Raw genomic sequence first — 9,328 nt, forward strand, 5'->3', positions numbered from 1 at the left:
ATGTACAGTATGCGCATTTTCCGCGTTCTTCGCGCCCGCGCATGTTTAGCCACGCCCTTCGCACGTCGTCGTCTTCCGGCCTTGTCGGCACGCGTCCGTTCTAGGCAATGGACACGCCCGCCACGCCCACGCCTCGCCGTATCGCGCATCTGGACATGGATGCGTTCTTCGCCTCCGTCGAATTGCTGCGCTATCCCGAACTGCGCGGTCAGCCGGTGGTGGTCGGCGGCGGACGCAATGCCATTCCCGAGACGCTGGCCGATGGCACACGCCGCTTCAGAAAACTGCGTGATTACGCGGGGCGCGGTGTCGTCACCACCTCCACTTACGAAGCGCGCAAGTTCGGCGTGTTCTCGGCCATGGGCATGATGAAGGCCGCGCAACTCGCGCCCGACGCCATTCTTCTGCCCACGGATTTCGAGTCGTATCGCCATTACTCGCGGCTCTTCAAGACAGCCGTCGCGGCGTTCACGTCGCAGATAGAGAATCGCGGCATCGACGAGATTTATATCGACGTGACGGACATGACGGGCGATTCCGCGAGCATCGGCCGGCGCATGAAGGACGCGGTGCACGAAGCCACCGGGCTTACGTGCTCGATCTGCATCGCGCCGAACAAGCTGCTGGCGAAGATCGGCTCGGAGCTCGACAAGCCCGACGGCCTGACCATCCTGACGATGGACGATCTCCCCACACGCATCTGGCCGCTCGCGGCGCGCAAGGTGAATGGCATCGGGCCCAAGGCGAGCGAAAGGCTGGCGGCGCTCGGTATCGAGACGGTGGGTGACATTGCCGCCGCCGACCTGGGATTTCTGCAGACGCATTTTGGCGGCACTTACGCCGCATGGCTCGCGCGTATCGCGCAGGGACAGGACGATCGGCCCGTGGTCGTGAGTTCGCAGCCGAAGTCGATGAGCCGTGAGACCACGTTCGAGCGCGATCTGCATCCGAAGAACGACCGCGCGAAGCTCTCCGAGGCGTTCACGGGGCTGTGCAAGAAAGTCGCCGACGACCTACAGCGCAAAGGTTACGTAGGCCGCACGGTCGGCATCAAGCTGCGTTTCGACGACTTCCGCACGCTCACGCGTGATCTGACCATTCCCGTTTCCACCGACGACCCTGTCGAGATTCGCCGCGCCGCTACCGAATGCGTGAAGCGCATTACGCTGGATCGACGGCTGCGGTTGCTCGGCGTGCGCGTGAGCGCGTTGAGCGTGCGCGGAGAGGACGGCGGCTTCATCGAACCGATTCAAGTGGAACTGCCGTTCGACTGAGGCGTTAAGCGCCAAAGGGAATAAGCAAATCGCGGATCGTTCGTTGGCGGCACGGCTGCGACGAAGTAGATTGGCTGTCTTTGCGCCGTTCAAGAACATCGTGACGATCCTCGCACCGACCCTCGAAAGTTCGACCCAAGCCGCCGATCGATCCATCGACGAATCCATTCAAATTCGCGCCTTCGACGCGCCGCTCGGCGCCGAGGTCATCGGGCTCGATCTGAGCAAGCCGCTCTCGCAAGCCGATTTCGCGCGCATTCATCGCGCGCATCTCGATCATCACGTGCTCGTGTTTCGCGACCAGCGCATCACGCCGGAACAGCAGGTCACGTTCAGCAAGCGCTTCGGGCCGCTGCAAATTCACGTGCTCAAGCAGTTCGCGCTCGCCGGGCATCCGGAAGTGCTGATCGTTTCCAACGTGCTCGAAAACGGCAAGCCGATCGGTCTCGGCGATGCCGGGCACTTCTGGCACTCGGACCTCTCGTACAAGGAAACGCCGAGTCTCGGCTCACTGCTGCATGCGCAGGAGTTGCCGAAAGTCGGCGGCGATACGCTATTTTCGAATCAGCATCTCGCGTGGGATACGTTGCCCGAGCATCTGCGTCGCGCAGTCGAAGGACGCCGCGCGGAGCATACCTATGTTGCCAAATACGCCGAGTTGCAGAAACGCAGTCCGTGGCGCCCGAACCTGACGCCCGAGCAAATCGCGCAGGTCAAACCGGTGGTGCATCCCATTGTGCGGACGCATCCGGAGAACGGGCGTCGCGCGCTTTTCGTGAGCGAGCACTTCACCACGCGCATCATCGACATGCCGGAAGACGAGAGCCGCGCGCTCCTCGACGAAATCTTCGCGCATAGCGTGAAGCCGGAGTTTCTTTACCGCCACGAGTGGCGCGATCACGACATGGTGTTCTGGGACAACCGCTCGGTCATGCACTTGGCCGCCGGCACGCCCGACGACGAACGCCGCAAGCTGTATCGCACGACCATTGAAGGCGACGCGCCGTTCTGAGCGCTTATTTCACGGGGTTTTCTCACATGCATTCTCGTTTCGGGAAGCGTTCGTTGCGCGCGCTCGCCGCCGCGCTCGTCGTCTCGTTGGCCTGTTCGGCGACCGCGCAGGCGGAAGGCACGTTGCGCGTGGCCGAGCAATTCGGCGTGGTTTATCTGCTGCTCAACGTGGCGCGCGATCAGAAGTTCATCGAGCAGGAAGGCAAGAAGCAAGGCGTCGATATCAAGGTCGATTGGGCCAAGCTCTCGGGTGGCGCGAGCATCAACGACGCGTTGTTGTCCGGCTCCGTGGATATCGCGGCGGCAGGCGTCGGTCCGTTGCTCACGATCTGGGATCGCACGCACGGCAAGCAGAACGTGAAGGGCGTGGCGTCGCTTGGCAATCTGCCGTATTACCTCGTATCGAACGATCCGCGCGTGAAGACCATCGCCGATTTCAGCGATAAAGATCGAATAGCGGTGCCGGCCGTGGGCGTCTCGGTGCAGTCGCGCATTCTGCAATTCGCGTCGGCCAAGCAATGGGGCGACAAGCAGTACGATCGCCTCGATAAGCTCACGCAAGCGGTGCCGCATCCGGACGCGGCGGCGGCCATCATCGCGGGCGGCACGGAAATCAACGCGCACTTTGGCAATCCGCCGTTCCAGCAGCAGGAACTCGCGGGCAATCCGAAAGCGCATATCGTGCTCAACTCGTATGACGTGCTGGGTGGGCCGAGTTCGGCCACCGTGCTTTATGCAACGGAGAAGTTCCGCAATGAGAACCCGAAGACGTATCGCGCTTTCGTCGATGGCCTCAACGATGCGGCGCGCTTCGTCACCGCTAATCCCGAGAAGGCGGCCGACATCTATTTGCGCGTGAACAACGCGAAGCTCGACCGTGATCTGCTCCTCAAGGTCATCAAGGACCCTGCTGTGCAGTTCAAGGTCCAGCCGCAGAACACCTTTCCGCTTGCGCAGTTCATGCATCGCGTGGGCGCGATCAAGAACGATCCCAAATCGTGGCAAGACTACTTTTTCGACGATCCCGTGACGCGCGGCGGCAGTTGATATCGAGTTGATATCGCGCTGACTGCTTTCCATATTCGCAAAGATTGGTTAGGCGAACGTGCCGCCCTGACTATGCTTGAGGATTGCATTCAGGCATAAGATCATGGCGGCGAATCCCCAAGCCATTTATCCGCGCGAACCCCAGCCCGAAGCCGGGACGAGCGACAAGCTGCTGTCGGCCAGAAACGTTTCTCTCGAATACCGCACGCCCGAAAGGCTCGTGCGGGCCACGCACGATGTCAGCTTCGACGTCTACGGCGCCGACCGCTTCGTGCTGCTCGGCCCTTCGGGCTGCGGCAAATCCACCTTGCTGAAGGCCGTCGCGGGCTTTATCGAACCGGTGTCGGGCAGTATCGAAATAGCCGGTGAGCGCGTGAAGGGGCCGGGCGCGGATCGTATCGTCGTGTTCCAGGAATTCGATCAGTTGCCGCCGTGGAAGACGGTGCTGCAAAACGTCGCGTTTCCGCTGCGTGTTGCGCGCAAGCTCAGTCGCGCCGAGGCGCGGGAACGCGCGCTCCATTATCTCGACAAGGTAGGTTTGGCGCGTTTCGCGGATGCCTATCCTCATACGCTCTCGGGCGGCATGAAGCAACGTGTGGCGATTGCACGCGCGCTTGCCATGCAGCCGCGCATTCTGCTGATGGACGAGCCCTTCGCCGCACTCGATGCACTCACGCGCCGCCGCATGCAGGAAGAGTTGTTGCGTCTGTGGAGCGATGAGCGCTTCACACTCATGTTCGTCACGCATTCGATCGAAGAGGCGTTGATCGTCGGCAATCGCATCTTGTTACTGACGCCGCATCCGGGACGCGTGCGCGCCGAACTGAATAGCCATCAATATACGCAGGAGAGTCTGGGTCGCGGGGAGTTTCAGCAGAGCGTCGCGCGCATTCATCGCTTGCTGTTCGAAGAGGAGGCCGCGCAATGAGCACGCCGCATCTCGCCGCACCGCCGGTACGCCCGGAATATGAAGTGGAGCCTGCCGCGCCCGCGGACATTCAGTATCAAAGCGAAGTCAAACTGCCGCTTGCGCGGCGGATCGCGGACACGTCGTGGCTGCGCAAGACGCTGATTGCGCTGGTGCTCATCGGCATTTGGGAAATCGCCGCGCGCTTCGTCGATAACGATCTGTTACTGCCGACGTTCAGCGCAACGGCCGTTGCGTTCGTGCAGGGGATCATCTCGGGCGAGCTCATCGACAAGGTCGCCATCTCCATGTCGGTGCTGTTGCGCGGGTATTTGCTCGGCGCGGCGCTCGCGTTCGTCTTGACGTCGCTTGCGGTCTCGACGCGCATTGGCCGGGATATCTTGTCGATGCTCACGGCAATGTTCAATCCGTTGCCGTCCATCGCGCTGTTACCGCTGGCGTTGTTGTGGTTCGGCCTTGGCACGGGCAGCTTGTTGTTCGTGCTGGTGCATTCGGTCTTGTGGCCGCTCGCGCTCAACACCTATTCGGGTTTTCAGGCGGTGCCTTCGACCTTGCGCATGACAGGCCGCAATTACGGGCTGACGGGCTTGCGTCATGTGGTGCTGATTCTCGTGCCTGCCGCGTTGCCGTCGATTCTTGCCGGCTTGCGAGTGGGCTGGGCATTCGCGTGGCGAACCTTGATTGCAGCGGAGCTTGTCTTCGGCGCGAGTTCAGGAAAGGGCGGGCTTGGCTGGTACATCTTTCAGAATCGCAACGAGCTTTACACGGATCGCGTTTTCGCGGGACTTGCAGCGGTGATCGTGATCGGTCTTGCTGTCGAGCATCTCGTGTTCGATACTGTCGAGCGTGTCACCGTGCGCCGCTGGGGCGTGCAGAATTAATCGGATTCGTGCATTTGAATGTCGGCCCCGCATGGCGCAGCCAGCGGGGCCGATTTGTCTTTAAAGCTTGGCCAATCCATGCTCGCGTGCCGGCATGAAGGCGCGCACCAGCATATAAATTCCGGCGATGCCAACCAGCACATAGACGATCCGCGATAGCGGCGAGGCCACGCCGAAGATCGCCGCCACGAGATCGAGCTGCAGCAGTCCAACCAGCCCCCAATTCAACGCACCGATGATGACAAGCGCGCCAGCGACCCAATCGATCGGGCTACGGTGAACGCGAACGGTTCCTTTCGATGAAACAGTAGACATTTTTGGTGATCCTAATGAATTGCGAGGGAAAAAAGAGCCGCAATCGAGCGGCTCTTTTCGTTCCGGTTCCGCACCGCATTAGCCGCAGAACCGGCGGTTACTACTTAATGCAGCTTAGTTCGAGGTTGCGGCCGTTGCCATGCCGGAGCCGAGATCGGCGCCGGTGGTCGGGTCGCTCGATGGGTCCGATGCGGTACGCGTAGCCATTGCCTGCAACGCATCCACTTCTTCCTTCGATACGCCGACGGTGGCCGTGCCATCGCCGCCATCGACTGCGGGTTGCGGATCTTCGACGAACTTCCAGTCGCCGCCTTCATTCCACGAACCGCGTGCGTCATCGCCCTTCGACATATTGAAGTACACGCTCGTGAATTCCGGCTGACCGGGCAGCTTGCCTTGCGGGAAATTCGGCTGAATGGAATGCAGCGCCTTTTCGAAGGACTTCTGATGCGCGATTTCACGCGTCATCAAAAAGCCGAGCGCTTCCTTGATGCCCGGATCGTCGGTCACGTTGATAAGGCGTTCATAGACGATCTTCGCACGTGCTTCAGCCGCGATATTCGAGCGCAGGTCGGCAGTCGGTTCGCCGATGGTGTCGATATAAGCCGCGGTCCAAGGCACACCAGCCGAGTTCGTAAGCGCCGGTCCGCCGCCATAGAGCAGAGCGGTCGTGTGCGAGTCGTTACCGTGACCGGTCATCGAGCGATACAGCTCGGCTTCGGTCTGCACGGCTTCGGCGAGTTGGCCCTTTGCGCCCTTGTTGAGCATGGCCACGATCGAGCCGATGATTTCCAGATGACTCAGTTCTTCGGTGGCGATATCGAACAGCAGGTCCTTGCGGCCCGGATCGTCTTCCGATACAGCTTGCGTGAAGTAACGGCATGCCGCCGCCAGTTCGCCTTGCGGCCCGCCGAACTGCTCTAGCAGCAGATTGGCAAGACCAGGATTCGGCGCAGCTACGCGAACGGTGTATTGCAGACGCTTATTGTGAACGAACATATCAGCCACTCCTTTGTAACAGCGAGCGCCGTCCTGCAGCGGACGAGCGCACGCATTCGGTTTTAGATGAGTTGTTGATCTCGCGGCGACCGAGAGGACGTTGTTGCGTCACTTGCGGTCATCTTGCTGCGAGCCTCAGCGCATGGTTCGCGCTGGCTGAACGGCCGGGGACAGGGCCGAGTTAAGTCGTTGAATGGGGAACCAAGTTCATGCAGCCGCGTTGACTGGCATGGCCTCGGCTTGTGAGTAGTTCAGCAACCGCCGTGCCATTGGATCCGTCATGCAGCTTTTTCCTTCAGCGTTCAGTGAGAAGCACCGATCGTTCGAGAAGTATCTAGACGTTCGCAATCGGTGTGCCGCGACCCGGTTGTAACCGGAACTTACGGCACGCGGAATAGCCTTTGCTCTTGGCTAACGACTCTCAAAGCTCAAGGGAAAGTATGCATTCCAGATTAATCGAAACCTTGTCGCGCGCGATGTTCTCCGGCGCAAGCGCGGGTGTGGCGTCGGCGCTTGTCGCAGCGGCGGGCGCGTCGAAATCCGGGCATCGTCCTTATTCGGCGATGAACGCTGTCGCGCATTGCATCTGGCCCGAACAGGCGCCAAAGGAGGAGGCGCCCAGCGTTCGATTTACCGCCGTCGGTTCTGGCATCCATCTGGGCAGCGCGGTTTTTTGGGGCGTGCTATTCGAAACGCTGTGCACTTCGCGTGCGCGTCCGCGTGATGTCGTTGCTGCCGCGATTGCAACGTCAGTCACTGCTTATGTCGTGGATTACCATGTCGTCCCTAAACGCTTCACGCCGGGATACGAGGCGCGTTTGAGCAAGCGTGCCTTGGCATCGACTTACGTGGCACTGGGTGCGGGGTTTGCCATGGTGGCGTTGGCGCGCATGGGGCGATCGCGCTAAAGGATGTGAGGTGCGGTCCGTGATGCGTCATACCAAATGAGTCGCGACGCCAGGGCAACGCCGCGACGATTACAGCATGGTCAGTCTTGCAAATCTGCCGGCACCTTGCCTCCGTTTTCCGCCAGCTTCTTCATGACTTGCTTGTGAAGCCAGATGTTCATGGACGCGGAATCGTCGGTGCTGCCGGTGTAGTGCAACTCGGCGGCAAGCGACTTGCGCGCATCCAGGCTGCTGTCGAGATCGAGCAACTTAAGCAAGTCGACAATCGAAGTGCGCCAGTTCAGGGTCGCACCGCTTTGCTGCTGTTTCTGCGTGAGGATCGCTTCGACATCCACTTCGGGCATCGGCGTGACCGGCGGGCGCGCGGGTTCGGCGCTTGCCGTGCCTGCGGGCGTGCTCGTCGGCGTGCCCGATGCCGTCGGTGTCGCCGGCGCTGCGCCCGGTGAAGCGGGCGGAGTAGCGGCGCCGGATGCGCTCGCGGCCGGATGATCGTGCGGGAAAATCTTGTTCAGGATGCTTGAAAAAATGCTCATGGTTCCTCCGTTGGTTTCATTGGTGTTTTGCGATGAAGCCTGTTATTTCTTCACCGGCCGTCGGACGAGGACGCATAAAGCAAGCCTGCTTCTGACAGACTCGTACGTCATGGTGAGCGAATCATCGGACAGATAGGCTCGAAGGTTGTTGTCGATGCCAATCTCGATCGCCCCGCCCACTCGCAGCTGTCGACGCGACGGACATGACGCTCAAACAGCCGACGTTCATCACTCCGGCTTTCCGAGCACATCCAGAAAAGCCCGTACCTTCGCACTCAACAAATGACGTGAGCTATATAGCGCCCAGATCGCGACGGCCGGACCCGCATCCTCCCCCAACGCGACCAGCCTGCCCGCAGTCACATCCGGCGCAACGAGCAACCCAGGCAGAAGCGCGGCGCCCGCACCATCCAGCACGGCTTCGCGTATCAATAAGAGCGACGACATACGCAGCACCGTCCGTGCTTCGATGGTGCGTGACTTGCCATTGGCGGTACGAATTTGCCAAGGCGTGTCGTTTGCGGTGGAAAGCGTGATCGCAGGCAGCGACGCGGGAAGTTCATCGCTGTCGATAAGCGAAGGCGCAGCAACCAGCACGCGCCGGTCGGTCTCAATCTGACGGCCCATGAGTAGTACGTCGGCCGCCGGATTCACGCGTATCACGAGGTCATAAGCGTCTTGCACGGGATCGACCAGACGGTCCTCGGCGACGAGCTCCAGTTCGACTTCGGGATAAGCAAGCACGAACCGGGCAGCCACACGCGCTACCACCGCATGTGTGAACACGACAGGCCCGCTTACGCGCAGCTTGCCGCGTGGCACGGGCGCGCGCGAGGCGATCGATTCGCCGAGATCGGCGATATCCGCGAGCAGTCCGTGCGTTCCCTGATGCAGCGCCTGACCGTCCTCCGTGAGCCGCAGCGTGCCCGAGCCACGCTCGATCAGCCGCACGCCGAGCTCCTGTTCGAGTTCGGCGACACGCCGCGAGAGCGTGGCTTTTGGCCGGTCGAGCTTGCGCGCGGCGGCCGCGAAACCGCCATGTTGGGCGACGGCGTTGAAATCGGCGAGAGCGATCAGGTTCATGGCGTTCCATCCGTGAGACGGGGCGTCTTGTTTTCAGGGCTTCCGACTCGAAAGCGGAACGCCTATCGTATCAACACCGGGCCTTTTGACGGCCCGATCAACTCGAAAACTGGAGAATCAACATGACTATTCTCGTTACAGGAAGCACGGGCGTGATCGGCACGCAGGTCATCGAACAACTCGCGCGGCTGGATGGCGGCGTCGAGGTGAGGGCGCTGACGCGCAAGCCCGCGGACGCGAAGTTTCCAGCGCACGTCAAGCCGGTGCAGGGCGATCTGAGCGGCCTCTCTTCGTTTGCAGCGGCGCTCGCCGATATCGACACGCTGTTCCTGCTCGCGCCGAACGCTGC

At 61.1% G+C, this 9,328-nt stretch carries 11 protein-coding genes; 7 read left to right on the forward strand and 4 right to left on the reverse strand.

What is annotated here, in order from left to right:
• Positions 1-107 precede the first annotated feature (107 nt).
• The 5 genes from dinB to QCE79_RS25035 all read left to right on the forward strand — a co-directional run bounded on the left by dinB (position 108) and on the right by QCE79_RS25035 (position 5,141).
• Positions 108-1,274, forward strand: a complete 1,167-nt coding sequence (gene dinB, locus QCE79_RS25015) for a DNA polymerase IV (protein ID WP_250467507.1) — start codon at positions 108-110, stop codon at positions 1,272-1,274.
• Between the two features lie 154 nt (positions 1,275-1,428).
• Positions 1,429-2,286 carry a TauD/TfdA family dioxygenase gene (locus tag QCE79_RS25020; protein WP_309850549.1) on the forward strand — a complete coding sequence of 286 codons (858 nt, stop codon included), beginning with the start codon at positions 1,429-1,431 and terminating at the stop codon, positions 2,284-2,286.
• A gap of 26 nt (positions 2,287-2,312) precedes the next feature.
• Positions 2,313-3,332, forward strand: coding sequence for an ABC transporter substrate-binding protein (locus QCE79_RS25025; protein ID WP_309848418.1), 1,020 nt, complete (start codon positions 2,313-2,315; stop codon positions 3,330-3,332).
• A 103-nt stretch (positions 3,333-3,435) separates the two neighbouring features.
• On the forward strand, positions 3,436-4,260 hold the full coding sequence (locus QCE79_RS25030; RefSeq protein WP_250493710.1) for an ABC transporter ATP-binding protein: 825 nt from the start codon (positions 3,436-3,438) through the stop codon (positions 4,258-4,260).
• The gene (locus QCE79_RS25035; RefSeq protein WP_250510376.1) at positions 4,257-5,141 is read left to right on the forward strand and encodes an ABC transporter permease; all 885 of its coding nucleotides are present in this window, start codon (positions 4,257-4,259) and stop codon (positions 5,139-5,141) included. Before QCE79_RS25030 ends, QCE79_RS25035 begins: the two co-directional genes overlap by 4 nt.
• A 60-nt stretch (positions 5,142-5,201) precedes the next feature.
• Here the strand turns inward: QCE79_RS25035 and QCE79_RS25040 are convergent, their stop codons facing one another.
• Positions 5,202-5,456: a DUF378 domain-containing protein gene (locus tag QCE79_RS25040; protein WP_250467503.1), complete on the reverse strand. Its 255-nt coding sequence runs from the start codon at positions 5,454-5,456 to the stop codon at positions 5,202-5,204.
• 114 nt (positions 5,457-5,570) lie between these two features.
• Complete coding sequence (locus tag QCE79_RS25045) at positions 5,571-6,455, reverse strand: manganese catalase family protein (RefSeq protein WP_244828755.1); 885 nt, start codon at positions 6,453-6,455, stop codon at positions 5,571-5,573.
• Positions 6,456-6,895: 440 nt separating this feature from the next.
• Between QCE79_RS25045 and QCE79_RS25050 the strand changes: the two genes are divergently transcribed.
• Complete coding sequence (locus QCE79_RS25050) at positions 6,896-7,363, forward strand: hypothetical protein (protein ID WP_250493708.1); 468 nt, start codon at positions 6,896-6,898, stop codon at positions 7,361-7,363.
• 80 nt (positions 7,364-7,443) lie between these two features.
• On the opposite strand, the gene QCE79_RS25055 is transcribed toward QCE79_RS25050, so the two are convergent.
• The gene (locus QCE79_RS25055) at positions 7,444-7,896 is read right to left on the reverse strand and encodes a DUF3597 domain-containing protein (RefSeq protein ID WP_250493707.1); all 453 of its coding nucleotides are present in this window, start codon (positions 7,894-7,896) and stop codon (positions 7,444-7,446) included.
• A gap of 228 nt (positions 7,897-8,124) precedes the next feature.
• Entirely contained in the window at positions 8,125-8,979 is an 855-nt protein-coding gene (locus tag QCE79_RS25060; RefSeq protein ID WP_309848420.1) for a LysR family transcriptional regulator, read from the reverse strand.
• Between the two features lie 122 nt (positions 8,980-9,101).
• On the opposite strand from QCE79_RS25060, the gene QCE79_RS25065 reads away from it, so the two are divergent.
• Positions 9,102-9,328: NAD(P)H-binding protein (locus QCE79_RS25065; RefSeq protein ID WP_309848423.1), on the forward strand; the 227-nt coding region annotated here is incomplete at its 3' end.

This window comes from Caballeronia sp. LZ003, assembly GCF_031451465.1.
Classification (GTDB): domain Bacteria; phylum Pseudomonadota; class Gammaproteobacteria; order Burkholderiales; family Burkholderiaceae; genus Caballeronia.

What these genes read in the sequence shown, in the direction of transcription:
- dinB (WP_250467507.1), top strand. Translation starts at nt 108, where the DNA reads ATGGACACGCCCGCCACGCCCACGCCTCGCCGTATCGCGCATCTGGAC.
- QCE79_RS25025 (WP_309848418.1), top strand. Translation starts at nt 2,313, where the DNA reads ATGCATTCTCGTTTCGGGAAGCGTTCGTTGCGCGCGCTCGCCGCCGCG.
- QCE79_RS25030 (WP_250493710.1), top strand. Translation starts at nt 3,436, where the DNA reads ATGGCGGCGAATCCCCAAGCCATTTATCCGCGCGAACCCCAGCCCGAA.
- QCE79_RS25035 (WP_250510376.1), top strand. Translation starts at nt 4,257, where the DNA reads ATGAGCACGCCGCATCTCGCCGCACCGCCGGTACGCCCGGAATATGAA.
- QCE79_RS25040 (WP_250467503.1), bottom strand. Translation starts at nt 5,456, where the DNA reads ATGTCTACTGTTTCATCGAAAGGAACCGTTCGCGTTCACCGTAGCCCG.
- QCE79_RS25045 (WP_244828755.1), bottom strand. Translation starts at nt 6,455, where the DNA reads ATGTTCGTTCACAATAAGCGTCTGCAATACACCGTTCGCGTAGCTGCG.
- QCE79_RS25050 (WP_250493708.1), top strand. Translation starts at nt 6,896, where the DNA reads ATGCATTCCAGATTAATCGAAACCTTGTCGCGCGCGATGTTCTCCGGC.
- QCE79_RS25055 (WP_250493707.1), bottom strand. Translation starts at nt 7,896, where the DNA reads ATGAGCATTTTTTCAAGCATCCTGAACAAGATTTTCCCGCACGATCAT.
- QCE79_RS25060 (WP_309848420.1), bottom strand. Translation starts at nt 8,979, where the DNA reads ATGAACCTGATCGCTCTCGCCGATTTCAACGCCGTCGCCCAACATGGC.